At 70.4% G+C, this 26735-nt stretch carries 27 protein-coding genes and 1 riboswitch; of the genes, 10 read left to right on the forward strand and 17 right to left on the reverse strand.

Translation table 11 applies throughout. The features are described 5' to 3' along the window. The first annotated feature begins 45 nt into the window (after positions 1-45). From TthTMY_RS04715 to TthTMY_RS04725, 3 genes are all read left to right on the forward strand, one after another. The gene (locus tag TthTMY_RS04715) at positions 46-2103 is read left to right on the forward strand and encodes an argonaute PAZ domain-containing protein (protein WP_096410463.1); all 2058 of its coding nucleotides are present in this window, start codon (positions 46-48) and stop codon (positions 2101-2103) included. Between the two features lie 301 nt (positions 2104-2404). Further along, positions 2405-2842 (forward strand): hypothetical protein, encoded by a 438-nt coding sequence (locus TthTMY_RS04720; protein WP_223903477.1) that lies wholly within the window; start codon positions 2405-2407, stop codon positions 2840-2842. Positions 2843-2917: 75 nt separating this feature from the next. Next, complete coding sequence (locus TthTMY_RS04725) at positions 2918-4426, forward strand: alkaline phosphatase (RefSeq protein WP_223903478.1); 1509 nt, start codon at positions 2918-2920, stop codon at positions 4424-4426. On the opposite strand, the gene TthTMY_RS04730 is transcribed toward TthTMY_RS04725, so the two are convergent. The 17 genes from TthTMY_RS04730 to TthTMY_RS04810 form a co-directional block, all read right to left on the reverse strand. Beyond that, entirely contained in the window at positions 4423-6447 is a 2025-nt protein-coding gene (locus TthTMY_RS04730) for a cobyric acid synthase (protein ID WP_223903479.1), read from the reverse strand. The genes TthTMY_RS04725 and TthTMY_RS04730 overlap by 4 nt on opposite strands. Before the next feature lie 132 nt (positions 6448-6579). Next, positions 6580-8172, reverse strand: coding sequence for an IS200/IS605 family accessory protein TnpB-related protein (locus TthTMY_RS04735; protein ID WP_223903480.1), 1593 nt, complete (start codon positions 8170-8172; stop codon positions 6580-6582). Continuing rightward, positions 8169-9164: a pyridoxal phosphate-dependent aminotransferase gene (locus TthTMY_RS04740; RefSeq protein WP_172844610.1), complete on the reverse strand. Its 996-nt coding sequence runs from the start codon at positions 9162-9164 to the stop codon at positions 8169-8171. Before TthTMY_RS04740 ends, TthTMY_RS04735 begins: the two co-directional genes overlap by 4 nt. 291 nt (positions 9165-9455) lie before the next feature. Further along, on the reverse strand, positions 9456-10304 hold the full coding sequence (gene cbiB, locus TthTMY_RS04745; protein WP_096410466.1) for an adenosylcobinamide-phosphate synthase CbiB: 849 nt from the start codon (positions 10302-10304) through the stop codon (positions 9456-9458). After that, on the reverse strand, positions 10301-10939 hold the full coding sequence (gene bluB / locus TthTMY_RS04750; protein WP_096410467.1) for a 5,6-dimethylbenzimidazole synthase: 639 nt from the start codon (positions 10937-10939) through the stop codon (positions 10301-10303). The genes cbiB and bluB overlap by 4 nt, the downstream gene beginning before the upstream one ends. Beyond that, on the reverse strand, positions 10917-11612 hold the full coding sequence (gene cobA / locus TthTMY_RS04755) for a uroporphyrinogen-III C-methyltransferase (RefSeq protein WP_096410468.1): 696 nt from the start codon (positions 11610-11612) through the stop codon (positions 10917-10919). Before cobA ends, bluB begins: the two co-directional genes overlap by 23 nt. Further along, on the reverse strand, positions 11609-11971 hold the full coding sequence (locus tag TthTMY_RS04760) for a DUF3209 family protein (protein WP_096410469.1): 363 nt from the start codon (positions 11969-11971) through the stop codon (positions 11609-11611). Before TthTMY_RS04760 ends, cobA begins: the two co-directional genes overlap by 4 nt. Next, entirely contained in the window at positions 11972-13075 is a 1104-nt protein-coding gene (locus tag TthTMY_RS04765; RefSeq protein WP_096410470.1) for a CbiX/SirB N-terminal domain-containing protein, read from the reverse strand. It abuts the gene before it with no gap. Next, entirely contained in the window at positions 13072-14151 is a 1080-nt protein-coding gene (locus TthTMY_RS04770) for a cobalt-precorrin 5A hydrolase (protein ID WP_096410471.1), read from the reverse strand. Before TthTMY_RS04770 ends, TthTMY_RS04765 begins: the two co-directional genes overlap by 4 nt. Beyond that, a complete protein-coding gene (cobJ, locus tag TthTMY_RS04775; protein WP_096410472.1) occupies positions 14144-15031 on the reverse strand; it encodes a precorrin-3B C(17)-methyltransferase in 888 nt (295 codons plus the stop codon). The genes TthTMY_RS04770 and cobJ overlap by 8 nt, the downstream gene beginning before the upstream one ends. A gap of 4 nt (positions 15032-15035) precedes the next feature. Beyond that, the gene (locus TthTMY_RS04780; RefSeq protein WP_096410473.1) at positions 15036-15779 is read right to left on the reverse strand and encodes a cobalt-precorrin-4/precorrin-4 C(11)-methyltransferase; all 744 of its coding nucleotides are present in this window, start codon (positions 15777-15779) and stop codon (positions 15036-15038) included. Next, the gene (locus TthTMY_RS04785) at positions 15776-16447 is read right to left on the reverse strand and encodes an SAM-dependent methyltransferase (protein ID WP_096410474.1); all 672 of its coding nucleotides are present in this window, start codon (positions 16445-16447) and stop codon (positions 15776-15778) included. Before TthTMY_RS04785 ends, TthTMY_RS04780 begins: the two co-directional genes overlap by 4 nt. Then, the gene (gene cbiE, locus TthTMY_RS04790; protein ID WP_096410475.1) at positions 16444-17655 is read right to left on the reverse strand and encodes a precorrin-6y C5,15-methyltransferase (decarboxylating) subunit CbiE; all 1212 of its coding nucleotides are present in this window, start codon (positions 17653-17655) and stop codon (positions 16444-16446) included. The genes TthTMY_RS04785 and cbiE overlap by 4 nt, the downstream gene beginning before the upstream one ends. Further along, positions 17656-18354, reverse strand: a complete 699-nt coding sequence (locus TthTMY_RS04795) for a precorrin-8X methylmutase (protein ID WP_172844611.1) — start codon at positions 18352-18354, stop codon at positions 17656-17658. Beyond that, positions 18347-19447: a cobalt-precorrin-5B (C(1))-methyltransferase gene (locus TthTMY_RS04800; RefSeq protein ID WP_223903481.1), complete on the reverse strand. Its 1101-nt coding sequence runs from the start codon at positions 19445-19447 to the stop codon at positions 18347-18349. Before TthTMY_RS04800 ends, TthTMY_RS04795 begins: the two co-directional genes overlap by 8 nt. After that, positions 19444-20106, reverse strand: a complete 663-nt coding sequence (locus tag TthTMY_RS04805) for a nickel permease (protein WP_223903482.1) — start codon at positions 20104-20106, stop codon at positions 19444-19446. Before TthTMY_RS04805 ends, TthTMY_RS04800 begins: the two co-directional genes overlap by 4 nt. A gap of 89 nt (positions 20107-20195) precedes the next feature. Next, positions 20196-20361, reverse strand: a riboswitch (cobalamin riboswitch). 3 nt (positions 20362-20364) lie between these two features. Then, positions 20365-20898, reverse strand: a complete 534-nt coding sequence (locus TthTMY_RS04810; protein WP_223903483.1) for a histidine phosphatase family protein — start codon at positions 20896-20898, stop codon at positions 20365-20367. Between the two features lie 23 nt (positions 20899-20921). On the opposite strand from TthTMY_RS04810, the gene cobT reads away from it, so the two are divergent. The 7 genes from cobT to TthTMY_RS04845 are packed head-to-tail and all read left to right on the forward strand — an operon-like array spanning position 20922 to position 26734. Further along, complete coding sequence (gene cobT, locus TthTMY_RS04815) at positions 20922-21932, forward strand: nicotinate-nucleotide--dimethylbenzimidazole phosphoribosyltransferase (protein ID WP_096410476.1); 1011 nt, start codon at positions 20922-20924, stop codon at positions 21930-21932. Positions 21933-21955: 23 nt separating this feature from the next. Further along, positions 21956-23530: a hypothetical protein gene (locus TthTMY_RS11845; RefSeq protein WP_267874002.1), complete on the forward strand. Its 1575-nt coding sequence runs from the start codon at positions 21956-21958 to the stop codon at positions 23528-23530. A 4-nt stretch (positions 23531-23534) separates the two neighbouring features. Continuing rightward, on the forward strand, positions 23535-23765 hold the full coding sequence (locus TthTMY_RS04825) for a hypothetical protein (protein WP_223903484.1): 231 nt from the start codon (positions 23535-23537) through the stop codon (positions 23763-23765). After that, positions 23766-24488: an adenosylcobinamide-GDP ribazoletransferase gene (locus TthTMY_RS04830; RefSeq protein WP_223903485.1), complete on the forward strand. Its 723-nt coding sequence runs from the start codon at positions 23766-23768 to the stop codon at positions 24486-24488. A gap of 4 nt (positions 24489-24492) precedes the next feature. Next, positions 24493-24831, forward strand: a complete 339-nt coding sequence (locus tag TthTMY_RS04835; RefSeq protein ID WP_096410477.1) for a DUF1640 domain-containing protein — start codon at positions 24493-24495, stop codon at positions 24829-24831. A 20-nt stretch (positions 24832-24851) separates the two neighbouring features. Then, positions 24852-25415 carry a cob(I)yrinic acid a,c-diamide adenosyltransferase gene (cobO, locus tag TthTMY_RS04840; RefSeq protein WP_096410478.1) on the forward strand — a complete coding sequence of 188 codons (564 nt, stop codon included), beginning with the start codon at positions 24852-24854 and terminating at the stop codon, positions 25413-25415. Further along, positions 25415-26734: a cobyrinate a,c-diamide synthase gene (locus tag TthTMY_RS04845; protein WP_096410479.1), complete on the forward strand. Its 1320-nt coding sequence runs from the start codon at positions 25415-25417 to the stop codon at positions 26732-26734. The genes cobO and TthTMY_RS04845 overlap by 1 nt, the downstream gene beginning before the upstream one ends. The last annotated feature ends 1 nt before the right edge of the window (position 26735 follow it).

Below are 26735 nucleotides of genomic sequence, written 5' to 3' on the forward strand. Positions count from 1 at the left end.
CCTCCCTTGATCCTTGGCGACTCTTATGCAAATCTGAGCCAAGATATGAACCACCTTAGAAAAACGGAAGTGTTCCTCAACCGCTTCGCCCTGCGGCTTCTGAACCCTGAGGAGCTTAGGCCTTGGCACCTACAGGTGGTTTTGGACCCTCCGCCGGGGCGGGAGGAGGTGTACCCCCTTCTCGCCCAGCTGGCCCGTCGGGCGGGGGGCGTTACGGTGCGCATGGGAGACGGCCTCGCCTCCTGGTCGCCCCCTGAGGTCCTGGCCCTGGAGGGCACCTTGGCGCGAATGGGGCAGACCTACGCCTACCGCCTCTACCCCAAGGGGAGGAAGCCTCTGGACCCCAAGGACCCCGGGGAGCGGAGCGTGCTTTCGGCCCTGGCCCGAAGGTTCCTTCAGGAGCACCTCCGGCGCCTCAATGGGGTCTGGGTGGAGGGGTTTGCGGTGTACCGGAAGGAGCACGCCCGGGGGCCCGGGTGGCGGGTGCTTGGGGGGGCCGTCCTGGACCTTTGGGTTTCCGACTCGGGGGCGTTTCTCCTAGAGGTGGACCCCGCTTACCGGATCCTCTGCGAGATGTCCCTCGAGTCCTGGCTCGCCCAAGGCCACCCCCTGCCCAAACGGGTCCGGAACGCCTACGACCGGCGCACCTGGGAGCTCCTCCGGGTAGGAGAGGAAGACCCCAAGGCGCTCCCTCTCCCGGGCGGCTTAAGCCTCCTGGAGTACCACACTTCCAAGGGCCACCTCCAGGGCCGGGAAGAGGGGCGGGTGGCCTGGGTGGCGGACCCCAAGGATCCGCGAAAGCCCATCCCCCATCTGACGGGCCTTTTGATCCCCGTCCTTACCCTGGAAGACCTTCATGAAGAAGAGGGGAGCCTGGCCCTCTCCTTGCCCTGGGAAGAGCGGCGCCGAAGGACCCAGGAGATCGCTGGCTGGATTGGCCGGCGCCTGGGCCTGGGCACTCCCGAGGCGGTGCGCACCCCGGCCTACCGCCTGGAAGCCCCTAGGCTCGTGGGCCGCAAGGCCGTAGGCAAGCCTGCGGACGCCCTTCGCGTGGGCCTTTACCGGGCCCAGGAGACCGCCCTGGCCCTCCTGCGCCTAGACGGGGCCCAAGGGTGGCCGGAGTTTCTTCGGCGGGCCTTGCTCCAGGCCTTTGAGGCGAGCGGGGCCCCCCTCCGTTTGCACACCCTCCGTGCCGATCCCGCTCAAGGCCTTGCCTTCCGCGAGGCCCTGCGGGAAGCCAAGGAGAAGGGGGTCCAGGCCGTGCTGGTGCTCACCCCGCCCATGACCTGGGAGGGCCGCAACCGCCTGAAGGCCCTTTTCCTTAGGGAAGGCCTTCCCAGCCAAATCCTCAACGTCCCCTTGCGGGAGGGGGAACGCCACCGCTGGGAGAACGCCCTCCTAGGCCTCCTGGCCAAGGCCGGGCTTCAGGTGGTGGCCCTAAGGGGCCCCTACCCCGCCGAGCTCGCCGTGGGCTTTGACGCTGGCGGAAGGGAGTCTTTTCGCTTCGGGGGCGCGGCCTGCGCCGTGGGTGAAGACGGCGGCTACCTCCTCTGGACCCTCCCCGAGGCCCAGGCCGGGGAGCGGATCCCCCAGGAGGTGGTTTGGGACCTCTTGGAGGAGACCCTCTGGGCCTTCAAACGCAAGGCGGGGAGGCTTCCTTCCCGGGTCCTCCTCCTTCGGGACGGCCGCGTGCCCCAGGACGAGTTCGCCCTGGCCTTGGAGGTCCTTGCCCGGGAAGGCATAGCCTACGATTTGGTTTCGGTGCGCAAGTCGGGTGGGGGGCGGGTCTATCCTGTGCAGGGGCGCCTGGCGGACGGGCTTTTCGTTCCCTTGGAGGACAAGACTTTTCTCCTCCTCACCGTCCACAGGGACTTCCGGGGCACGCCCCGGCCCCTGAAGCTGGTGCACGAGGCGGGGGACACGCCCCTCGAGGCCCTGGCCCGCCAGATTTTCCATCTGACCCGCCTCTACCCGGCGAGTGGGTTCGCCTTTCCCCGGCTTCCCGCTCCCCTTCACCTGGCGGACCGTCTGGTGAAGGAGGTGGGCCGGTTGGGGATCCGTCACCTCAAGGAGGTGGACCGGGACAAGCTCTTCTTCGTCTAAGTTCCAAAAGGGGGGGTTCCCAGGCCTCGTTTCGGGCATCCCACGTGGCGAAGCCAACGTGCGGCCGCTTAGCCCACGACGAGGCAGGGAGGGCCCTTGGGGCCGAAGGAGAGGATGCCCAAGGCCAGGGGTCCTGCCTGGGACAGGGTTTTTGCGCCCTCCTCATGGCCCCTCCGCTTTGGATCCCGTCAAGCCCCGGGGCCCGGGCGGAGCGGCCCGCGAAAGGGTACCCGGGCAACCCTAAAGGCGGCCTCAAGGCCGCTTCCTCTTCCCGGGGTTACCCTTTGATCGGAGGCGTCAGATGTTGAGGCCCTTCTTGGGGTGGATCCCCTTGGTCCTCCTGGCCGCCTGCGTTCCCTTGGCCCGTCCCGTTTACGAGCTCCCCGTGTCCCAGCGGTTTGGCCTAGTGGTTCCGGACGGCCTCCTCCTCGCCCGCATCGTGGAGGGGGAGGTGGAGGTCACGGAGTTTGCCTTTCCGCAGGACTCTCCTTACCGGCCCCAGGGCCTTGAGGAGCTCGGGGAAAGGTTCCAGAAGGCCCTCGAGGGGAGGGGGTTCGCCCTGCGTTGCCGCACCTACAACGCCCTTCCCCTCCTGGGCGGGCCCCAGCTCACCCTGCGCATGGCCCGGGGAGGGGAGGGGGTGGGGGTCTTCCTGAAACCCTTGGCCCGGCCCGATGCCTACCGGGTAGAGGTGGCGCCCGCAGACCCCCATCCCCCTCTGGACTGTCCTGCCCGCTAGGGCGAGGCCCGGGGCGCGAGGCCCTGACCGTTTCCTGACACGCGTCCCTTAGCTTGGGGCCTGGAGGTGAGGAACGTGAGGCGAAGGGACCTTCTGAAAGGCGGCTTGGCCGCGGGGGCCTTGGCCCTCCTGCCCCGGAGCCAGGCCCAGGGGGCGCCTTCCCAAGACGGCCCCTCTTTGGGCAGGCGGTACCGCAACCTCATCGTCTTCGTCTACGACGGGTTTTCCTGGGAGGACTACGCCATCGCCCAGGCCTACGCCCGGAGGCGGCAGGGGCGGGTCCTGGCTCTGGAGCGCCTCCTCGCCCGCTACCCCAACGGGCTCATCAACACCTACAGCCTCACCAGCTACGTCACCGAGTCCAGCGCCGCGGGGAACGCCTTTTCCTGCGGGGTGAAGACGGTGAACGGGGGGCTCGCCATCCACGCCGACGGCACCCCCCTCAAGCCCTTCTTCGCCGCGGCCAAGGAGGCGGGGAAGGCCGTGGGGCTCGTGACCACCACCACCGTCACCCACGCCACCCCGGGGAGCTTCGTGGTCTCCAACCCCGACCGGAACGCTGAGGAGCGCATTGCCGAGCAGTACTTGGAGTTCGGGGCCGAGGTCTACCTGGGGGGCGGGGACCGCTTCTTCAACCCCGCCAAGCGCAAGGACGGGAAGGACCTCTACGCCGCCTTCGCCGCCAAGGGGTACGGGGTGGTGCGCACCCCCGAGGAGCTCGCCCGTTCCAACGCCACCCGGCTCCTGGGCATCTTCTCCGACAGCCACGTGCCCTACGAGATTGACCGCCGCTTCCAGGGCCTTGGGGTGCCGAGCCTCAAGGAGATGGTCCAGGCCGCCCTACCCCGGCTCGCCGCCCACCGCGGGGGCTTCGTCCTCCAGGTGGAGGCGGGGCGGATTGACCACGCCAACCACCTGAACGACGCCGGGGCCACCCTTTGGGACGTCCTGGCGGCGGACGAGGCCCTGGAGCTCCTCACCGCCTTCGTGGACCGGAACCCGGACACCCTCCTCATCGTGGTCTCGGACCACGCCACCGGGGTGGGGGGGCTTTACGGGGCCGGGCGGAGCTACCTGGAGAGCTCCCACGGGCTGGACCTCCTGGAACCGCAACGCGCGAGCTTTGAGCACATGCTCCGGGTCCTCGGCCAGGCCCCGGAGGCTTCCCAGGTCAAGGAGGCCTTCCGGGCCATGAAGGGGGTGGCCCTCGAGGACCCCGAGGCGGAAAGGGTGGTGCGGGCCATCCGGGAGAGGGCCTACTGGCCGGAGGGGGTGCGCCACGGGGTCCAGCCGGCCAACACCCTGGCCTGGGCCATGGTGCAGCGGAACGCCCAAAGGCCCGACCGGCCCAACATCGGCTATGGCTCGGGCCAGCATACGGCGAGCCCCGTGATGCTCCTCCTCTACGGCCAGGGCCTCCGCTTCCTCCAGCTTGGCCTTTTGGACAACACCCACGTCTTCCGCCTCATGGGGGAGGCCCTGGGCCTCCGCTACCAGAACCCGGCGATGAGCGAGGAGGAGGCCCTGGAGATCCTCAAGGCCAGGCCCCAGGGGACGCGCCACCCCGAGGACGTGCTGGCCTAAGGGGCCGGTCGGCCGGGGCCCGGCTCCCCTCCCTGGGGGCCGGGCCTTCCGGCTTCCTGGGGGGGGACCCTGCCCCCCCCGAGGGGCAGGGGGCGGCCCGCCACCAGGAGGTAGGCCTCCTGGGCCGCTTCGGCCAGGAGGGCGTTCACCTGGCCCAGGAGGTCCCGGTAGCGGCGGGCGAGGGGGTTTTGGGGGACGATCCCCATCCCCACCTCGTTGGAGACGGCGATGACCCTCTTGCCGCTTTCCTCCACTGCCCTTAGGAAGCGCCTCGCCTCCGAGAGGGGGTCCAGGCCCCGCTCCATCAGGTTGGCGACCCAGAGGGTGAGGCAGTCCACCACCACCGTGGGGTGGCGGGCCCTCTTTAGGGCCCCCGGGAGGTCCAGGGGCTCCTCCAGGGTCTCCCAGGTGGGGGGGCGCTCCTCCTTGTGGCGGCGGATCCTCTCCGCCATCTCCTCGTCCCGGGCCTCGGCGGTGGCCACCAGGGTGGCGAAGGGCCCGGCGAGCCGCTGGGCGAAGCGGCTTTTGCCGCTTTTCGCCCCGCCCAAGAGGAGGACGAGGCCGGGGGGTGGGGGCGGGTCTAAATGCCCCACCGAGGCGAAAGCCTCGGTGGGGGCCCCAAGGGGGCTTGCCGCGGGGAAGGCCTTCCCCGCAAGCCCCAGGGCCCGGTGGAGGGCCCCTAGGTCCAGGTGGCGTTCCAGGGCGTCCGCCAGGGCCTCCAGGGCCTCCTCCAGCCCCCTTGCCTCCCGGCCGAAGAGGGCCCTTTGCACCCCGGGGTTCTCCAGGAGGCCGTGGAGCCAGGTGGCGAGGAGGGGGCCTTCCTGGTGGACGAGGGGGAGGCCCTGGCCGTGGTGGATCTCGTACCCCTCCACCTCGAGGCCCTCAAGCCTCCCCCAGTACCCGGAAAGCCCCCGAAGCCTTACCCGCCTCCGCTCCACCGTCTTCTCCCGGGCCATGCGCACCCGGTAGGGGAGGAGGCCGAGGCCGGGGAACTTGCCCCTTTCCTCCACCCCCTCCTCGTCCAAGAGGGCCTCGGCGAGCATCTCCGCCCCGCCGCAGACGGCGAGGACGGGCCTGCCCGCCTCCAGGTGCCTCTGGATCAGGGGGAGGAAGGCCCGAAGCCAGGGGAGGTCCCGCGCCGGGAGGCGGCTTCCCGGGAGGATGAGGAGCTCCGCCCCTTCCGCCTCCTCGGGGGAGGTGGCGTGGACCGGGCGGGCGAGCTCGGAGAGGGGCCAGAACTCGTCCAGGTTGGCCGCGTGGGGGTAGCGGAGGAGGGCCACCTTGGGGCCATTCCCGGCGGGCTGGCGGTAGCGGAACCCGTCCTCCTCGGGGAGGGCGAGGGGGAGCATGGGCAGGGTGCCGAGGACGGGGAGGCCGGTCCAGCCCGTAAGGAGGCCGTAGGCGGGCTTGAGGAGCTCCAGGTCCCCCCGGAACTTGTTGAAGGCGAAGCCCACGAGCCTCTTTCGGTGCTCCCCCAGGAGGGCCCAGGTGCCGTAGAGCGCCCCCAGGGCCCCGCCCTGGTCCACGTCGGCCACCAGGAGGGCCTTGGCGTCCGCCCACTCGGCCACCCTTAGGTTCGGCAGGTCGGGCCAGAGGTTCCGCTCCACCGGGCTTCCCGCCCCCTCCAGCACCAGGAGGTCGTGCTCGGCGAGGAGGCCTTCCAGGGCCTCGCGGACGGGGGCCTCGAGGTGGGGCCTCCTCTCCTTCCAGGGAAGCCCGGAGAGGAAGGGGTCCACCTTCCCCCAGACCACCACCTGGGCCCCCCTCTCCCCGAAGGGCTTCACCAGGACGGGGTTCATGCGCACCTCGGGCTCCACCCCTGCCGCCAGGGCCTGGAGCCACTGGGCGCTCGCCACCTCCCCGCCCCGGACCACCCGGGCGTGGTTCGCCATGTTCTGGGCCTTGAAGGGGGCGGCCTTGAGGCCAAGCCTTTTGAAGTGGCGGAGAAGCCCCGCGGCGAAGAGGCTTTTCCCCACCCCGCTTCCCGTGCCCCAGACGATGAGGGCCTTAGCCCTTCCCAAGGCGCACCTCCCGGTCCTCAAGCCGGCGCTTTTCCACGCTCATAAAGCGGTTTCGCCTCCAATAGCACCCCCTGGAGGAAGGGGAGTTCCCGGCGCTCTTGGAACTCCTCGGGGGTGAGGACGATGGCCTGGTCAAGTAGAGTGCACATTAGCGCACTCCGGCCCCCCACCAGGATGGGGACCTAAGCAACCCCTCCACCCCTCCCACGATCCCCTGAAGAGGATGGGCTTGAGGCGAGAGAAGTCCCTCGGCACCTCGCGCCCGAGAAGGGGAAGGAAGAGGCCTACCCTCAGGACCCGCCAGGGATTAACGCCAGGGGAGTTCCTTCCCTCGGTTGACCCCTCTTGGCTGCCCGGAGAGCCCTGAAGGCTTGAAAACAAGGAGAGGTGGCGCTTCGCCCTCCCGATCTCCCGGAAAAGCCTGCGCCTGAGGTAGGGGTTTCGTTCCTGCGCTTTCTTGGCTCGCAGTTCCCGGACTCTGGAGGCGTAGAAGCCCTGGACGTGACCCCTGAAGCGTTCGTCCCGGAGAAGCTTCCCGTAGCCTTTGGGGAGCTTCTCCTTGAACCCTAAGGCTCTCCTTCCGATCACGTACGCGGCGGCCGCGTCCTTGGACAGGGAAAGCTGCGGGGCGTACTTCAGCATCCCGATGGTGGAGGTGTCCTGGGGGTTCACCTCCACCACCTGGACCCCTCTCTTCCGGGCCAAGGAGTGGACCTTCCGGAGAAGGGAAGCGTAGGCGAAGCGGTGGGCCTTCCTCCTGAAGACCCTCCCCGAACCGTCTCCTCTCCTCCCCTTGGGGAGGTGCTTCAGGCGCTCGGTGGCGATGGCCACGCCGTGCTCCAGGGCCAGAGAAACTACCTGGTGCGCCACCTTCCAGAGGACCAGCTCCTTGGCTCCCCTGTTCTCTGCCCGGTCCACGGGCTCCAGGGAGAGGGTCAGGTGGCGCTTCAAGTTCCCGTCTGCCCCTACCACCGCCAGGGCCAGGTGATAGGGGTCGGCGTTGATGTCTATGCCCAGGGCTCCCTTCTCCTTCGTGGCCAAGAGGGGCGCGGGCTCCTCCTCCCAGGTAAAGGTGGCGTAGACCTTGCCGTCCTTGAGGGAGAGCTCCACGTTGTAGGGAAGAGAGGCGTAGACCCTCTCCACCAAGGCGCTCAGGTTGGGGTGGCCCGTCTTCACCAGGGCGTGGGCGTAGCTCCCGTCCCCGAGGTTGATCCGGAGTTGCAGAACCCCGTACCTGACGAAGAGCTTGAGGTTCAGGTTGCCCCCCTTGGTCTTATCTCCCCGGGAGTAGAGCAAGCCTTGCCGCCTCTCCCTCCACTCCCGCTTGAGCTCCTTCAGGGGCTTGCCCGAGAGGTGCTTGCGCTTGAGCTGTTGGAAGAGCTTTCTCCCCCCGAAGACCACCTTCCGGGGGTCTTCTCCTCTCTCCCTGGCGGAGTCCAGGACGGCTTGGGCCTTCAGGATCGCGTCGTCGGCGTAGCGGGTGTTGAGGCGGAAGGAGGTGCAGAGGAAACCGTCTGCCCGTTTAAGCTCCTCCCTGGTCTGACCTTCCAGGAGGCGGTTGTAGGCGTAGCGCACGGCGGGGGCCACCACCAGGAGGTCCAGGTCGGACCTCCGGTCCGCCGTCCCTCGGGCGTGGGAGCCGAAGAGGTAAAGGGCCTCCAGGTCCAGGGCCGCCCGCAGCCGCCCCAGGGCCTCCTCCAGGTAGCGGGCAAGCTCCGGGGTCATGCCCCCAGTCTAGCAAGGACCCCTTCCAGGGCCTCGAGGAGGGCTCGGATGGCCTCTTCGCGCTGGGCCGAGAGCCGGATCCACTCGGGAAGGCCGAAACTGGTGCAGTCCCGCACCCGTATGCCCCTTTCCCTCAAGGCCCTCGCCACCTCCGTGGCCCGGCCCACCCGCGCCAGGAGGAAGTTGGCGGGGCTTTCCCGGACCTCGAGGCCAAGCCCCCTAAGCCCCTCGGCGAGGAGGCGGCGGAGGCGGAAGAGCTCCCTCTTGCTCTCCTCCAGCCAGGCCCGGGCCTCCGGGTCCAGGTGGGCGTAGAGCAGGGCCTCCCCATACACGGAAACGGGCCAGGAAGGGGCGAGGTTCTGGAAGTGGGTGAGGTCCAGGGGGGCCAGGAGGTACCCCGCCCGCACCCCCGTGAGGCCGTGGGCCTTGTTGGGGCTATAGAGGCGGAAGGCCTTTTGGGGAAGGGGCGGGGGGGAGGCCATGAGGTCGTAGTAGGCGAGGTCCAGGACCAGGGCGCCTCCTGCGCGCCTCGCCGCCTCCTCCAGGAAGGGGTAGACCTCCCCCGTGGGGTTGTTGGGCACGCAGAGGAAGGCGAGGGAGCTTTTGGGGAGGAGCTCCAGGAAGGCCTCGGGGCTTTCCGCCTCCCAGAGGGGCAGGTCCAGGGCCCGGGCGGCCCGGGCGTACTCGCCGAAGGTGGGGGGGAGGAGGAGGATGGGCCCCCGCAGGTAGGTCCAGCGGGCCAGGCGGTGGATGAGCTCGCTCGTCCCTGTGCCCACGGCCACCTGTTCGGGGGAGACCCCGTGGGCCTCGGCCAGGGCCTTCCTTAGCCTGCGGTAGAGGGGGTCGGGGTAGCGGCTCGGGTCGGCCCGGCGGAGGTAGTCCAGGGCCACGGGGTTGGGGCCTAGGGCGTTGGCGTTGGTGGAGAAATCGTAGAGGGGCTCGGGGCCCTCGTCGGTGCCCCCGTGGATGGGGCGGAGGACGTCGTCCAGCATGCCTTCCATGGTAGGGAAGCCGCGGGAGGCCGAGTGGGGCCTAGGCTAAGGACGGAGGCGGAGGGCGCCCTTTGGCGAGGCCTCGGGGTCCCGGCTTGGGGTGTTTGTCCGGCTCCCTGGCGGCGTCCGGCCGCGCCTCGGGCACGGGGAACCTTTGGGCGGGCGCCTCGAGGAGGCCCGCCGCCGAGGGGCCCCGGGCCTCTGCAAGGCGGCCTTCTTCCCCTGCGGCCCCGCGAAGGGCGCCAGCCCTTCCCCCAGGGAAAGGTCCCGGCTTTGCGCCACCCCCAAAGCCTACCAAAGCCCCGTGGCCGCCGCGAGGAGGAGGCCCACCCCGTAGCCCAGGCCCCCCGCGAGCCAGAGGGCCTCCCGGGTGTGCCGGGCCTTTGGGGAGGGGGCCAGGGGGTTCAGGGCGTAGGCCCCCCGCTTCCTGAGGCGCACCCCAAGCCTCAAGGCCAGGGCGGCCATGGGGAAGCCCGCGTTGGGGGAAGGGGTCTTGCGGGCCTCCCGCCAAAGCCTCCCCCAGAGCCCAAGCGGGCAGAGGAGAAGCCCGGTGAGCCGGGCCGGAAGGAGGTTCAAGAGGTCGTCCGCCCGGGCGGCGAAGGCGCCCTTCGCCCCGTGCTCCGGGTAGCCCCACATGGCGTCGGCGGTGTTGGCGTAGCGGTAGAGGGCGGCCCCCCCGAGGCCGAAGAGGGCGTAGTAGAGGAGGGGGGCGAGGAGGCTATCCGAGAGGTTCTCCGCGAGGCTTTCCAGGGCGGCCTCCCGCACCTCCTCCTCGGAGAGGTCTGCGGTTCTCCGGCTCACGATGCGGGAAAGGCGCCTTCTTCCCGCCTCGAGGCCCTCCCCCAGGGCCTTTTCCACCTCAAAGACCTCCTCAAGGAGCATCCTCAGGCTGAAGAGGGGCTTGAGGAGGAGGCCAAGGGCCACCCACCCCCAGGCCAAGGGCCTAAGGAGGAGGTCCAGGAGAAAGGCGGGCAGGGCGAAGAGGAGGGCCCCCAAAGCCCAGTAGAAGGCCCCAGACGGGAAGCCCCGGACCCGCTTCCAGGCCCAGGCGAGGTACCGCCCCATCCAGACCACGGGGTGGAGCCTGGGAGGGGGCTCCCCGAAGAGGGCGTCCAGGAGGAGGGCGAGGAGGAGGCTCATGGGAAGCGCTCCCGGTAGCGCAAAAGGGGCTCCCTTCGGCGCCAGCCCGCCCGCTCTAAAAGGGGTTCGTCCGGCCAGGCGCGGGGGTATCCCAGGCAGAGGTAGGCCAGAAGCCGGTAGCCCGGTGGGGCTCCCAGAAGCCTGGCCACCGCTTCGGGGTCCAGGATGCTCACCCACCCCACCCCGATCCCCTCGGCCCGGGCGGCGGTCCAGAGGTTGCCCACGGCCAGCACCACGGAGTAGTAGGCGAGGGTCTCGGGCATGGTGTGGTGGCCGAGGCTTCTCGCGACGGGCCTCTGGAAGACGGCGAGGTGCAGGGGAGCCTCGAGGAGGCCCTCGAGGCGCAGGCGGTCGTAGACTTGCTGGGCCTTTCCTTGAAAAAGGACCCTCTCCCGGGCCCTTGCCTTTTGGTGAAGGGCGAAGACCCTTTCTTTGGTCGCCCTTTCCCGGATCTCCACGAGGGCCCAGGGTTGGGTGAGCCCCACGCTCGGGGCGGCGTGGAAGGCTTGGTAGAGCCTTTCCAGGACCTCCTCCGGAATGGGGTCGGGCCGGAAGTGGCGGATGTCCCGGCGGGTAAGGAGGGCCCGGTAGACCGCCTCCCTTTCCGCCTTGCTAAAGGCCCAAGAGCTCGCCATAAAGCCCCACCACCTTTCCCACCACCAGGAGGGCCGGGGAGGGGAGGCCTTCCCCGAGGCCCGGGAGGTCCTCCACCCGGCCCAGCCGCACCGCCTCCCCCGGCCAGCCCACCCGGGCGAGGAGGGCGAGGGGGGTTTCCGGGGGAAAGCGTTCCAAAAGCCTTTCCTTGAGCCCTCCCAGGGCGTGGAGGGGCATGAGGAGGACCAGGGTGTCCGCCCGGGGGAGGGGGAGGGCGGGGTCGTGCCCCGTGGCCACGGCGAAGCTCCGGGCAAGCCCCCGGTGGGTGAGGGGAAGGCCCAGGGCGGAAAGGGCTCCCACAGCGCTCGTCACCCCCGGGACCACCTCAAAGGGGATGCCCGCCCGCCTCAAGGCCAAAGCCTCCTCCCCGCCCCGCCCGAAGACCATGGGGTCCCCCCCCTTGAGCCGGGCCACCACCCGTCCCTCCCGGGCCAGGGCGATGAGCCTCGCCGTGATGGCCTCCTGGGGGGTCTTTTCCCCGTAGCCCTCCTTGCCCACGGGGACGAGCTCCCCCCTGGCCAGGGCGAGGACGCCGGGGTGGACCAGGCGGTCGTGGAGGACCACCTCGGCCACCTCCAAGACCTTAAGGGCCTTTAGGGTGAGGTGCTCCGGCCCTCCGAACCCCGCCCCCACCAGGTAGACCTTCCCCCTCATCGCCGCCTTGGGAAGAGGCGGTGGAGCCTTCTGTGGAGGGCGTCCAGGTCCTGGTAGAGGGCCTCGGCCTCCGCCTTAAGGGCCCTAAGGCGCCCCTCCATGGCCTCCACCGCCAGGAGAAGCCCACGCCAGTAGGGCTCTTCGGGCTCCTGGGCGGCCCTTTCCTCCAGGTGGAGGAGGGCCTCCCTTAGGGCTTCCTCCAGGGCGGGAAAGGTCTTGGCCTCGGCGAGGCGCTTGAGCTCGGGCCTTTCCCCAAGCACGGGGGCAAGCTCCTCCCGCTCGTGGAGGAGGTCGTGGGCCTCCTTCTCCAAAAGCTCGCCGATCGCGATCCTCAGGGCCGAAAGCTCGTGGCACGCCATCTAGATCACCTCCAAAAGCTTTTCCCGGTAGACCTCCCCTCCCTCTAGGTGGGTTTTCCGCAGGGGGAGGGCGTCCTCCGGGGAGAGCCCTCCGTAGACCACCCCTTCGGGGTAGGCGATGAGAACGGGCCCCTTGCCGCAGCGGCTGAGGCAAGGGGTAGGGGTGAGCTGGACCAGGGGCCCGAGGTCCCTCAGGCCCTCCTCCAGGCGGCGCAGAAGCCCCAGGGCCCCCCTTGCCCGGCAGTCCTCCCCGGTGCAGAGGAGGAGGTGGGTGAAGGGCCCGTGGGGGTGGCGGCCCGGGGCGAAGAGGGCGTGGCGGAGGGCCCTTAGCCCCGCGATCTGGGCCTCCCGCCTCGGGGCGAAGCGGCCCAGGGGAAAGCGGTAGCGGCAGGTGTCGCAGGGGGCGTACCCGCCCTCCAGGGCCTCTCGGTAGCGGTCGGCTAGGGCCTCGAGGAGGGCGGGGTGGCCCATGAGGGGGGGGAGAATCTCCAGGTCCAGGCCCGCCACCCGGCCCTGGAGCCTCTCCTCCACCACCCCCCGGAAGAAGAGGTGGGGGAGGAGGAAGACCCTCCTCGGCCTCAAGGCGGCGAGGCGCAGAAGGGCCTCCCTGGGCGTGGGCCTCGCCTTGGCGGCGTAGGCGGGGACCGTGGGCACCCCGGTTTTCTCCTCTATGAGCCGGGCGAGGGCCGCCCCTTCCGCGTTCGCCCCGGGGTCGGTGCCGCCCCTCAGGACCAGGACCGCCCCGTCCTCCGGCGTGGCCCCCCTGCGCCCAAGCCGCTCCGCCCAGAGGGCCACCAGGGCCGGGTGGGTGCCGAGGGGGCGGGCGAGGAGGAGGCGGGCCTTGGGGTACCGGCCCCTGGCCGCCTCCAGGGCAAGGGGCAGGTCGGCCTTTAGGTGCCCCGCCCCGAGGAGGAGGAGGGGGAGGACCACCCCGCCCCCTCCCTTGGCGAGCTCCAAGGCGGCCTCGAGGAGGGTAGGGCTTTGGTGCTCTATGAAACCCAAAAGCACCTCCTCTCCAAGCCGCCTTTCCAGCCCCTTCCTGAGCCCCTGGGCCAGGGCCTGGGCCCTGGGGTCGGGGGAGCCGTGGGCGGCGAGGAGGATCACGGCAGGGCCTCCTCGGGGATCCCCAGGGATAGGACCCCTAGGGCCAGGGTGAGGTTCCCCCGCTTCGTCTTCTCCACGAGAAGCCTCGCCCCTTCCGCCAAGACGGCGGCCTCGGCCACCCCCCATAGCCCCGTGTGGCGGAAGACGGCCTCCGAGGGGTTGGGGATCCTCTGGGCGTTTAAGACCTCCTTGGGGTAGAAGCGCAGGGGGAGGCCCACCTCCTCGGCGAAGGCTAAAAGCCCCGCCTCGTCCCGCTTGAGCTCGGCCGTGGTCAGGACCCTAAGGCTTTCCCGGGCGAAGCCCCCTTCCTCCAAGAAGGCGAAGACCTCCCGCCGGATCTCCTCCAGGGGGGTTCCCCGGTTGCACCCGATCCCCAGGACCAGGGCGGGGGGGTGGGCGAAGAAGGCGGGGACGGGAAGGGGGAAGGCCTTGCGCACGGTGAAGAGAACCATCCCCTCCACCCCTTCCGGGCGGGGCTCCTCGAGCACCCGCACCATGGGGTAACGCCCCAAAGGGCTGAGGTCCACGCAGTCCGACCAGAAGCCCACGGCCCTTCCGTCCACCAGGAGGGCGGAGACCTCCTTGAGGGGGCTCCAGTCGGGGACCCGGGCCCCAAGGGCCTTGGCCAGCAGGTCGGGGGCGGGGGCGCGGAGGCTATCCGTTCCCGTGGTGAGGACGGCCTCACCCCCCAGGGCCTCGGCGAGGTGGCGGGCTAAGGGATTTGCCCCGCCCAGGTGCCCGGCGAGGAGGGGGACGAAGTAGCGTCCCTTGAGGTCCACCACCAAAACGGCAGGGTCTACCCTTTTGTCCAGGATCAGGGGGGCGATGGCCCGGAGGACGATCCCCGAGGCCATGACGAAGACGTGGCCGTCGTGGAGGGCCCAGGTCTTGAGGAGGAGTTCCTTGATGGGCTCCTCAAAGTAGACCGCCCCCTCCGAGAGGCCCCGGTACTTGGCCGCGGCGTAGAGGGTGCTCCCGGGGAGGGCCCTTTGGATCCTCTCCGCCACGGCGAGGCCGGGGAGGGTGAGGGTGTAGACGGCCACCCTCTCGGGGCGCAAGGGCCCAAGTTCAGGCATCCCGCCTCCCCGAGCTAGCCCCCTCGGGGCTGACCAGGGAAAGCCCTGGGGTTTTCCCGGGGAGGGCTTCCTTGGTGCCCAGGTCGTACTTCAGGGCGTAGCCCCTGGGGGTGAGGAAGGTGCCTTCGTAAAAGCGGCTTTGGCTGTTGCCGATGACCACCGTGGTGAGCATGCCCGCCTCCGCCTCCTTTAGCCCCTCCAGGGTGGTGAGGGCGACCTCCTGCCGTTTGCGGTAGGCGCTCTTCACCAAGGCGGCCGGGGTTTCCTTGGGGCGGTATCCCAGGAGGATCTCGGCGCTTTTCCTAAGCTGCCAGTCCCGCCTTTTGCTTTGGGGGTTGTAGAGGACCACCACGAAGTCCCCCTGCCCCGCGGCGTGGAGCCTCCGCTCTATGAGGGGCCAGGGGGTGAGGAGGTCGGAGAGGCTGATGAGGCAGGTGTCGTGGGCTATGGGGCTTCCCAGGAGGCTCGCCACGGCGTTGGCCGCCGTGACCCCGGGGATGACGGCGAGGAAAACCTCCCCTTCCTCCCCGGCGAACCTTCCGGGAAGCCCCACCCCCCCGTCCACCCGCTTTAGGCCCCGCTCCTCCATGAGCTCCAAGACGGGGGCCGCCATCCCGTAGATCCCCGGGTCCCCTCCGGAGACGAGGGCCACCTTTTGGCCAGAAAGGGCCCGCTCCAGGGCCTCCTCCGCCCGGTCCAGCTCCTCGGTCATGCCCTTCCTGACCACCTCCTTCCCCGCAAGGAGCCCCATCTCCTCCAAGAGCTTCACGTAGGTGCTGTAGCCGATGACCACTTCCGCCCCTTCCAGGGCCTCCCGGGCCCTTTGGGTAAGGCCCGGAAGGTCCCCGGGGCCCATGCCCACCAGGAAGAGTTCTCCCATGCCCTCACCTCCTGTAGCGGTGTTTGAAGTCCGGGTCGTAAAGCCGGCTCCTCGTGCCCTTGGCCCTCAAGGCCTCCCCCACCAAATAGACCGTGGTGTCCCGGGCGGGGAGGTGGGCGAGGCCCTTAAGGTCCGTAAGCCCCACCTCCTCCCCCGGCTGGGCCACCTTGTGCCCGTAGAGCACCGGGGTGTCCCCGGGAAGCCCCGCTTCCAGAAGCTCCCGGGATAGCCTCCTTGGGTGCATCCCCGAGAGGTAGACCGCAAGGGTCAGCCCCTTGCGGGCAAGGCTTTTGGGGTCCTGGCCCTCAGGGACGGGGGTCCTGACCCCAAGCCGGGTGAAGGCCACCGCCTGGGCCACCCCCGGGGCGGTGAGGGAGAGGCCCGCCCTCGCCGCCAGGGCGAAGGCCGCCGTGACCCCGGGCACCACCTCCACCCCGACCCCGAGGGCCTCGAGGGCCTCCTTCTCCTCCAGAAGGGTCCCGTAAAGCCCCGGGTCCCCCGAGTGGAGCCGGACCACCCCTCCGCCCTTCTGGGCCTCCTCGGCCAGGGCCAGGACGATCTCCTCCAAGGTCATCCCCTTGGAGTCCAGAAGCGCCGCCTTTGGGGCAAGCGCCCGCAAGGCCCCTTCGGGGAAGAGGCTTCCCGTGTAGAGGACAAAGCGGGCCTCTCCCAGAAGCCTCGCCCCCTTCACCGTGAGGAGCTCCGGGTCCCCGGGCCCCCCGCCCACCACGTGCACCACGGGCCTCATCCTTTCCCCCCCTTTCGCCAAAGCCCCACCAGGGTCCAGTAGTCCCGCGCCACTCCCTTGGCCGCCCCTAGGGGCAGGACCCTCTCCCCCGGCATCCCCAGGCGCAAAAAGGCCCACCCTTCCCGGTCGGGAAAGGCCTTTTCTAGGGCCTCGAGGTCCTTGGCCTTGTAAACGAAGACGCTCTGGAAGCGGTTCAGGCCCTCTGGGTCCACGGGACCAAGCCCCGTCACCGCGGCGAACCCTTCTTCCCCCAGGGCGATGGGCTTAAGGAGGCTGGCCGCCGCCAGCTGATGGGCGCTGATCCCGGGGACGGCCTCCACCGCAACCCCCTCCAGATAGGGGAGGAGGTTCAAGGGGGAGGCGTAGAGGAGGCTGTCCCCCAGGACGAGGTACCCTCCCTCTCCGTAGCGGGAAAGGGCCTCCCGGACCCTGTGGGCCGCCTCCCTCCTGGCCCTCTCCGCCTCCTTGCGGTCTCCCCCGGTGAAGAGGGGCAAGGGGAGGAGGGGCTTGCCCTCGGGGAGGAAGGGCCGGGCGATCCCCAAGGCGATGGGCTCCCTCCCCTCCTCCTTGGGGTAGAAGAGGACGGGGAGCCTTTGGATGAGCCTTAGCGCCTTCAGGGTGAGGAGCTCGGGGTCGCCGGGGCCCAGGCCGATCAGGTAAAGCTTCATGCGACCTCCTTGGTCACGGCGAGAAGGGTAATGGGGTTTTGCGCCTCGAGGCGGTGGTAGCGGGCGAGGGGCACCACCCGGCTCGCCTGGACCTGGAAGCCCTCCAGGGGGAGCCCCGTTCCCTTCAAAAAGCCGTAGGCCGCAAGGAGGTTCTCCAGGGTGATGGCCGCCACCACGAGCCTTCCCCCGGGCCTCAGGGCCTCGAGGCTCACCCGGAGGATCTCCTCAAGCTCCCCCCCGCTTCCCCCCACGAAGACGGCATGGGGGGCGGGGAGGCCCTCTAGGGCCTTTGGGGCCTCCCCCTTGACCAGGTGGAGGTTAAAGGCCCCGAAGCGGCGGGCGTTCTCCTCAATGTGGGGCCAGGACTCGGGGTTCTTCTCCACGGCGTAGACCTCCCCCCAAGGGGCGAGCCTCGCCGCCTCAATCCCCACGCTTCCCGTCCCGGCGCCGATGTCCCATAGGACCCCGTTCGGGGGAAGGCCGAGGAGGCCCAGGGCGAGGAGGCGGACCTCCCGCTTGGTGATGAGCCCCTTCTTGGGCATCCTTTGCTCAAAGGCCTCGTCGGGGAAGAAGCCGAGCCTTGGGGGAAGGGGCCCCTTGGCCTCCAGGATGAGGACGTTGGGGTCCAGGAAGCGCTCCTCGGCCACCTCCTTTAGGCCCGCGAAGCTCCGCACCCTTTCGTCCTCCTCCCCAAGCCGCTCCGCCACGTGGGCCCGGGCGTCCACGCCCATCTCCAAGAGGGCCCGGGCGATCCGCGCCGGGGTGTGCTCGGGGTCGGTGTAGACCACGGAGAGGGGGGAAAGGCTTAGCTCCAGGAGCACCCCACCCAAAGGCCTTCCGTGGAGGGAGAAGAAGCGGGCCCCGTCCCAGGGGAGCTTAAGCCTGGCGAAGGCCTCCTGGAAGGCGGTGGGGGCGGGGTGGACCTCGGCCTCGGGGAAGCGTTCCAGGACCCTTTTGCCGATCCCGTGGAAGAGGGGGTCCCCCGAGGCCAGGAAGGCCACCTTCTTCCCCTCCTTAAGCCGTGTTTCCGCCAGGTCCAAAAGGGCCTCCAGAGGGCCCTGGACGGGCACCTTCTCCCCGGGGTGGTCGGGGAAGTGGGCGAGGTGGCGCTTGCCGCCGATCAAGACCTCCGCCTCCTCTAGGCGCCTTAGGGCCTCGAGGCTCAGGCCCTCCCGGCCCCTCGCGCCCATCCCGATCACGTAGACCATCTACCCCTCCCTGTGGGCCTTGGAGGTGTCCACCCCCCCGTCCGCCGCGAGGCGGATCAGGGCGTGGAGGGCGGCCACCACCAGGGTGCTCCCCCCCTTCCGGCCCTCCGTGACGATCCAGGGCACCGGGGCCTCCATGAGGGCCCGCTTGGCCTCGAGGACGTTCACGAAGCCTACGGGCATCCCCAGGACCAGGGCGGGCCTCGCCCCTTGCCGGATGGCCTCCACCAGGGCGAGGAGGAAGGTGGGGGCGTTCCCCACCCCCACGATGGCCCCGTCCAGAAGCCCCTTTTCCCAGGCGTAGGCCACCGCCGCCTCGGCCCGGGTCCCCCCCGTGGCCTTGGCCCTTTCCACCACCTCGGGGTGGGCGAGGAGCTCCACCACCTCGTTGCCGAAGAGCCTGAGCCTTTCCGGGTTTAGGCCGCAGGCGATCATCCGGGCGTCCACCAGGATCCGCGCCCCCTCTTGGATGGCCTTTAGCCCGGCCTCCACCGCTCCCGGGCTAAACCGGGTAAGCGCCTTGTACTCAAAGTCGGCGGTGGCGTGGATCATCCGGCGCACCACGGGCCACTCCAGGGGGGAAAACCCGTGGGGCCCCGCTTCCTCGTCCACGATGCGGAAGCTCTCCTCCTCTATGGCCCGCCCCTTTTCCGTCATCTGGTGGGCGGGGTTTTTCTGCGCCCTGATCAGGTCATCCACGGTACACCTCCCGGTCGGGCCAGGCGGCGAGGCACCGCCCTTCGTCAAAGTCCGTGAGGGCCACGCTCACAAAGGGCCTTTCCCCGATGTAGGCCTGGAGCTTCTCCCGGGCGAGGCGGACGAGGTTCACGAAGAAGAGCTCCAGGCCCTCTTCTAAGGCGATCTCCAGGAAGCGGCGGGCGGTGGCCGCCCCTTCCGCTTCCTTGAGGGCCTTGGGGCTTGCCCCCGCCTCCTTGAGGAGGGAAAGGAGGAGGGAGAGGTTCACCTCGCCCCCGGCGGCGTGGGTCATGGTCTTGCCGTCGGCCATCTTGGAGATCTTCCCGATCATTCCCACGACGCGCACCACCTCCACCCCCACCTTCCTGGCGGCCCGGAGGACGTCCCCCACGAAGTCCCCCATCTCTATGAAGGCCATCTCGGGGAGGTGGGGGAGGAGCCTTTGGGCGAAGCGCTCGCTCTTGCCCCCCGTGGTGGCGGCGATCTCCAAGAGCCCGTTCGCCCGCGCCACCCCCACCGCCTGGACCACGCTCATGCGGAAGGCGCTGGTGGAGTAGGGCTTCACCACCCCCGTGGTCCCGAGGACGGAAAGCCCCCCGAGGATCCCGAGCCTGGGGTTTAGGGTCTTCTTGGCGAGCTCCTCCCCGCCGGGGATGGCGATGGTGATGGCGAGGGGCCTTTCCGTCACCTCCCGCACCGCTTCCCAGATCATCCGCCTGGGCACGGGGTTGATGGCGGGCTCCCCTACAGGTACCCCGAGGCCGGGCTTGGTCACCACCCCCACCCCCTCGCCCCCCTCGAGGCGGTCTTCGCTCGCAAAGCGCACAAAGGCCTGGATCTCCGCCCCGTGGGTCACATCGGGGTCGTCCCCGGCGTCCTTGATCATCCCCACCAGGACCCCGTCCCCCTTCCGTTCTAGGCGGAAGACCCTGAAGGGTTGCCGCCACCCCGCGGGGAGCCAGATGTCCACCACCTCCGGGGCCTCCCCGAGGAGGGCGAGGGCCGCGGCCTTGGCCGCCGCGGCGGCGTTCGCCCCCGTGGTGAAGCCGATGCGGCTTCCCTTCTTGTCCCGGGGCGGGGGGTAAGGGTGGCTCATGCGGGCCTTAGGGCGTAGAGCCTCAAGGAAACCAGGAGGCCGAAGAGGCCAAGGCCTAGGGGCAGGGCAAGGGCCTCGAGGTCCACCCCCCCAAGCTCCGCCAGGGCCAAAAGGAGGGCCACGGCCACCACCGCCCATCCGAGGAGGCGGCTCGCCTCCTCCGCCCTTCGGGAGTCCTTGGCCAGGTTCTGCAGACGGCTCGCCAGAAGCCCGTCCACCCCGGCCACGAGCAGCATCCCCAGGGTGAAGAAGGCCCCGAGGCGCAAAGGGGAAAGCTCGGCGGAGAGGGCCAGGGCGGAAAGCTGGCTGGCCGTTTCAAACCCGAGGCCGAAGGGGACCCCGAGGAGGAGGGGGTTGAGGAGGGGAAGCCCTTTCGGGGGGGTGGGAGGGGTGGGCTTTAGGAGCCGGTAGAGGTTCAGGGCCGCCACCAGGAGGAGGAGGAAGGCGGGGAGGTGGAGGGCCTCGAGGTCCACCCGCCCGAGGAGGTTCGCCGCGGGGAAGGCCAGGAGGGTGACGACTCCCCCGTGCCCCAGGGCGAAGAGGACGCCGTTAAGGGGCGAGGGCCTCACCCGGGAGAGCCCGTCCACCGCCGCCAGGTGGTCAGGGTCCACGCCGTGGCGCATCCCCAGGGCCACGGCCAGGAGCTCGAGGCCCGTCACGGGGCACCTGCCTTTTTCGGGGAGAAGAGGGCTTGGGACCGGTATCCGCTTCTCTTCATTACCGCCTCCTTTCGCCCCTGCTCGGGGGCAGGTGAGGCGCGCACCGGGGCGGGTATTCGGGCTTCCGGCCAAGACGCTAGGCCTGTGGCTTTGGGCCGGTTACCGTTGCGGCACAGCGCCGGACTTTCACCGGTCTTCCCCCTTTTGCGCCCCAGGACATCCGGGCCCTGGGGCACCCCGGCCGCTCTCGCCTGTGTTTTACCCGGTCGCTTCCTTCCCGTCAAGGGAGAGGCGGGCGAGCACCCTCCTGGGCCAGTCCACCGCCACCGCGCTCCCCGGGGGCACGAAGCGGTCCTCCCCCAAGGCCCTGAGCACCGCCCGCACCACCCCCCCGTGGGTGAAGAGGACCGCAGGGGCTTTAAGCCCCTCCAGGAAGCGGAAGACCCGCTCCTGAAAGGCGGAGAGGCTCTCTCCTCCCGGGGGGTGGAAGCCCTGGAAGCGGAGGAGGGCTTCCCTATAGCGGGGGTCCAGGGCCTCCCAAAGGGCCCCCTCCAGCGCTCCGAAGTGGATCTCCCGAAGCTCGGGGGCAAGGCGCGGGGAAAACCCCGCGAGCTCCGCCGTCCGCCTCGCCCGCAGGAGGTCCGAGCTGAAGGCGGGAAGGGGGGGAAGCGCCCCCCGGAGCCTCCTCGCCTGGGCCTCCCCCTCCGCCGTGAGGGGGAGGTCCGTCCAGCCGAGAAGCCTTCCCTCCCGGTTCCATAGGGTCTCCCCGTGGCGCACGAGCCAAAGCTCCATGCCCCTAGGGTAAACTTCCTTCCATGCGGGATCCCGAGGTTCTTGCCCAGGCTAGGGCGCGCATGGAGGAGCTCACCAAGCCCCCCCGCGCCTTGGGCCATCTGGAGGAGGTGGCCCTGCGCCTCGCCGCCCTCCAGGGTCGGGTGAAGCCGGAGCTCGGGCGGGGGGCGGTGGTGGTGGCCGCCGCCGATCACGGGGTGGTGGCCGAGGGGGTCTCGGCCTACCCCCAGGAGGTCACCCGGCAGATGGTCCTGAACTTCCTCCGTGGGGGCGCCGCCATCAACCAGTTCGCCCAGGCGGCGGACTGCGCCGTCTACGTCCTGGACGTGGGGGTGGTGGGGGAGCTTCCCGACCACCCGGGGCTTCTTAAGCGCAAGGTGCGCCCGGGGACGGCGAACCTCGCCCAAGGCCCCGCCATGACCCTCGAGGAGGCCCAAAGGGCCCTCCAGGCGGGCCGCGAGGCGGCGAGGCGGGCCATCGCCGAAGGGGCCACCCTCCTCGCCGCCGGGGACATGGGCATCGGCAACACCACGGCGGCCGCCGCCCTCACCGCCGCCCTCCTGGGCCTTCCTCCCGAGGCCGTGGTGGGCCGGGGGACGGGGGTGGGGGAGGAGGGTTTGGAGCGGAAGCGCCAGGCGGTGGCCCGGGCCCTCGCCCGCCTCCGCCCGGGCATGGACCCCCTGGAGGTGGCGGCCGAGGTGGGGGGGCTTGAGCTTGTGGCCATCGCCGGGGTCTACCTCGAGGGCTACGAGGCCGGGCTTCCCCTGGTCCTGGACGGCTTTCCCGTGACCGCGGGGGCCCTTTTGGCCTGGAGGATGGCGCCGGGCCTCAGGGACCACCTCTTCGCCGGCCACCTCTCCCGGGAGCCTGGGCACCGACACCAGCTGGAGGCCCTGGGCCTAAGGCCCCTTTTGGACCTGGACCTCGCCCTGGGGGAGGGGACGGGGGCGGTCCTCGCCATGCCCCTTCTCCGGGCCGCGGCCCGCATCCTCCACATGGCCACCTTCCAGGAGGCGGGGGTGTTCCGGGGGTGAAGGCCCCCGAATATAATCCCCTCATGAGGCGCTGGGATCTGGAACGGGCCTGGGACCTCCTGGAGGAGGGGGACCTTCTCGGGGCCCTGGAGCACGCGGAGCGGGCCTACCGCAGGCACCCCAAGGACCCGGAGGCCCGGTTCCTCTACGGCTACCTCCGCTTCACCTCGGACGGAGTCTACGAAGGGCTCCGCCTCATGGAACTCGGGGCCAAGGCCATGGGTGGGGAGGCCTGCGCCGAGCTCTGGCGGATCTACGGCACGGAGTTTCCCGCTCACCTCCTGGACCTGGCCCGCTTCCTGGAGCGGCGGGGCCTCCCCCTCCCAGGGGACGCCGCCTGGGCGGAGGCCGTCCTGGAGGAGCAGGGGCTTCCTCTGGAGGTGGCCCGGGAGGTGGAGCGGTGGCTTTACCAGGAGGACATCCCTTCCCTGGAAGGGTTCTTCCGCAAACGCCCTTCCCCCTATCCGGGCTACCTCCTGGTGCGCCTGTACCTGGTCCGCGGGGCCTTCCTCAAGGCGCAGGGCCTCGCCGGGGAGCTCGGGGAGGCTTGGGGCGGGGACTGGCGGGTGGAGCTGGCCCGCCTCCTCGCCCGTTTCCCCCAGGAAGGGCCCTCCCTGGCGGAGGAGGCCCGGCCCCTCCTCGCCCGGCGCCCCAAGGACCCCCACCTCGCCGAGGGGCTCGCCCTCCTGGCCCTGGGGGTGGGGGAGGGGAGGGTGTCCCTGGAGCTGGACCGGTCCTTTGACCCGCCCTTGAGGGACCGCTTTCCCCGTTTGCAAGAACCCCTGGAGGCGGCAGAGGAGGGGAGACCCCTGGTCCCCTTGGAGCTCTTCCTCCCTCTGGGCCGGGCGGACGCGCCCCTCCCGCCCTTCGCCCGGGAGGCCTTCCGGCCCTGGCTTCTCCGCCTGGGGGTGGAGGAGCTCGCCTCTTGGGGTAGGCCCTTCCTGCGCTCAGGCCTCCTTTCTCCGGAGGACGTGGGGCAGGAGATGCGGGAGTGGGTGGTGCGCCTGCGCTCCCTGGAGGAGGGGAGGCCGCCCTTCGTGCCCTCGGCGAGCCTCGGGGAGCTCCTCGGGGCCTCCCCGGAGGAGCGGGAGGCGGCCGCGGCCGCGGCTTCCCCCGAGGAGGTGGCCCACTTCCGTAAGGCCTTCCCGGGCAGCCTCCTCCTGGAGCTTTACGCCCTCCTGTACCGACCCTTTAGGGAGTGGCCCGAGGGGCGGGTGCGCCGCCTGCTGCGGGAGGAGCTCCCCTGGGGGGTGAGGGAGGCCTTGCGCCTCCGCCTGGAGCTCAAGCGGGACCCCCTCGCCCCCCCTCTCCCCTCCCGAGCCCCCGCCCGGGGCCCTATGGCCGGAGGAGTTCCTCTTCACTTGGCTCCTCCTGGCTCCCCCGGAGGAGGAGGTGGAGGAGGCCTTCCTCGTCCCCCTCGGGAGCAGGGCCATGTTCTTGGACCGCCTCGAGGTCTACCCCCTCCGCATACGCCGCCTCGAGGCGCAAAGGCCCTGGCGGGAGAAACCCCTTCCCGAAGGGGGCGGTCTGGAGGACTGGTCCCGGCGCCTGCCCTTCAGCCTCAGGGCCTTTTGGCTCGTGGGCCTCGAGGTGGATGAGGGCATGGGGCTGGAGGACCTCCTGGACCCGGAAGCCCTGCGGGACCTCCTGGAGGGGCTAGACCCCGGCGCTCGCTCCCTGCTCGCCCGCCTCGTCCGGGAGGGGAGGCTTCCCCTCTCCCAAGCGGAGGAAAAGGCCCTCGCCGAACTGGAGCGGCGCTTCCTGGCCTTCGCGGGGGCCGGGGAGGTGGGCCTTCCCGAGGATCTCAGGCGGGCGCTTATCCGCGCGCTTTAGGTGCTCCGAGCCCTCCGCCTCGCCCTCGCCCTCCTCACGGTGTTGCCCGTGGCCCCCGAAGGGGTGGGGGAGGAGGACTTCAAGCGGAGCGTGGCCTTCTTCCCCTTGGCGGGCTACCTCCTGGGCCTTCCCCTGGCCCTCCTCGCCCTCTCGCCCCTCCCCCCGGGGCTTTCCGCCGCCCTTGGGGTCGCCCTCCTCCTCGGCCTCACGGGGTTCTTGCACCTGGACGGCCTCTTGGACCTGGCGGACGCCCTCTTAGGGGCGAGGCCTAGGGAGGAGCGCCTGAGGGTGCTCAAGGACCCCCACCTGGGGGCCTTCGCCTTCGGGGTGGGAGGGGTCTACCTCCTCCTCCTCTTCCAGGCCCTGGCCCTGGTGCAAGACCCCCTCTTCCTCCTCCTCTTCCCGGGGTGGGCCCGCTTCGCCTTCCTCCCCTTCCTCCACCGCTACCCCCTACTGGGCCCGGGGATGGCGGGGCTGGTCCGGGGGGGGCCCTGGCCCTGGGCCTTCCTTCCCGCCCTGCCCTTCCTTCTCCTCTACCCCCTTCCCGCCCTCCTCGCCCTCTTCGCCGCCTGGGGGGTGGCCCGCCTGGCCTGGGCCCGCCTGGGGGGGCTGAACGGGGATGCCCTCGGGGCCATGATCGCCCTGGGGGAGGCGGTCCTCCTCCTGGCCCAGGCCCTGCTTGGGCAGGTCCCTTCCTCCCGTACCGGGCCTGGTTTACCATAGGGCTATGTCCGAGGACCGCCTCCTGGAGCGCCTGGAGAAGCTGGAGGGGGTGGTGGAGACCACCGTGGCCGTCCTCCCTCCCCTCATCCAGGACCTCTCCCGGCGCATAGACGCCCTGCGGGAAGAGGTGAAGGCGGAGCTCAGGGAGCGGGAAGCCCGGCTGGAGGAGCGCTTCCAGGGCTTGGGGAAGCGGATCCAGGAGGTGGAGAACCGACTGGAAGCCCAGATCTTGGCCTTGCGCCAGGAGATGAAGGCCGAAATCGGTTCCGCCTTCAACAGGGTGATGCTTTACCTCACGGCCTTGGGGGTGGTGCTGGCCCTCCTTTCCGCCTTCTTCCGCTAGGGGCCGTGTAAGTTCTTCCCATGGAGGCGCCCAAACGCCACAAGCCCTACGCCAAGCCCCAAGGAGAGCGAAGAGGTCTCCTTTTGGTCTACACCGGGGACGGGAAGGGCAAGAGCACGGCCGCCTTCGGCCTTGCCCTCAGGGCCCATGGCCGGGGGCTTAAGGTGCGGATTTTCCAGTTTATTAAGCATGGAACCGCCCGCTTCGGGGAGCACCGGGCCTTCGCCCTTTTGGGCATCCCCATAGAGGGCCTGGGGGACGGGTTCACCTGGAGGAGCCGGGACCTCGAGGCCTCCGCCCGCTTAGCCCAGGAGGGGTGGGGGCGGGCTAAGGAGGTGCTTCTTTCCGGGGCCTACGACCTCGTGGTCCTGGACGAGGCCACCTACCCCCTGCGCTACGGCTGGGTTTCTCTGGAAGAGTTCCTGGAGGTCTTGCGGGCGAGGCCTCCCCACGTCCACGTGGTGGTGACGGGGCGGGGCGCCCCCGAGGCCCTCTTGGAGTTGGCCGACACGGTGACGGAGATGCGGAAGGTGAAGCACGCCTTTGACCAAGGCGTCCCCGCCCAGAGGGGGATAGAGCACTGATGCGCCTCCTCCTCGCCGCCCCCCACTCGGGCGCGGGCAAGACCACGGTCTCCCTGGCCCTTCTCCTCGCCCTTAGGGCCCGGGGCCTAAGAGTGCAGCCCTTCAAGGTGGGGCCGGACTACCTTGACCCCACCCACCTGGAGCAGGCCGCGGGCCGGAAGCCCTACAACCTGGACGGCTTCTTCCTGGACGAAACGGGCCTCCTCGCCCTCTTCCGCCACGGGGCGAGGGGGGCGGACTTCGCCCTGATTGAGGGGGTGATGGGCCTCTTTGACGGGAAGGACCCCCGGGGAGAGGTGGGCTCCACCGCCCAGGTGGCGAGGCTCCTCAAGGCCCCCGTGGCCCTGGTGGTGGACGCCAAGGGCATGGCGGGCTCCATCGCCCCCCTCGCCCTGGGCTTCCGGGACTTCCACCCGGGGGTGCGGGTGGTGGGGGTCTTCGCCAACCGGGTGGGCTCGGAGCGGCACGCGGAGATCCTGAAGGAGGCCCTAAAGGCCGTGGGCCTCCCCCTCCTCGGCTGGCTTCCCCAAGACCCCGCCCTGGAGCTTCCTGAGCGCCACCTGGGCCTGGTCCTCGCCGGGGAGGCGGCCCCGCCCCTCGAGGCCCTGAGGCGGGCCTTCCGCGTGGACCTGGAAGAGGTCCTCCGCCTCGCCGCCACCGCCCCGCCCCTCCCCGAGGCCGGGCCCTTTCTCCCCCCAAAGCGCCCGCCCCGGGCCCGGGTGGCCTACGCCTGGGATAGGGCCTTCGCCTTCTACTACCCCGAGGCCCTGGAGCTTTTGGAGGCCCTGGGGGCGGAGCTCGTCCCCTTCAGCCCCCTCGAGGACGAGACCCTCCCCAAAGCCCACGCCCTCCTCCTCGGGGGCGGCTACCCCGAGCTCTTCGCCGAGCGGCTTTCCGCGAACCTGGCCCTGCGGGAGGCCATCCGCCGCTTCCCCGGCCCCATCGTGGCCGAGTGCGGGGGGTACATGTACCTCTCCCAGGGGCTTTGGGTGGGGGAGGGTTTCTTTCCCATGGTGGGCCTGGTCCCGGGGGAGGCCCGCATGGCGGAGAGGCCCGTCCTCGGCTACCGGGAGGTGGAGGCCCTAAGGGATAGCCCCGTGGCCCGGAAGGGCCAGGCCTTCAAGGGGCACGAGTTCCACTACGCCAGGCTTCCCGCCTCCCCAAGCCCCGCCTGGCGCCGCCTGGGCGGAGAGGAGGTGGAGGGGTACACCGACGGGCGGGTGCTGGCGAGCTTCGTCCACCTCTACCTCCCCGCGAGGCCTGAGGGGGCGGAGCGGCTCCTCGCCCTGGCCGACTCCACCCCTCCCCGAACCCCCTAGG

The organism is Thermus thermophilus (assembly GCF_019974155.1).
Taxonomy (GTDB): domain Bacteria; phylum Deinococcota; class Deinococci; order Deinococcales; family Thermaceae; genus Thermus; species Thermus thermophilus_C.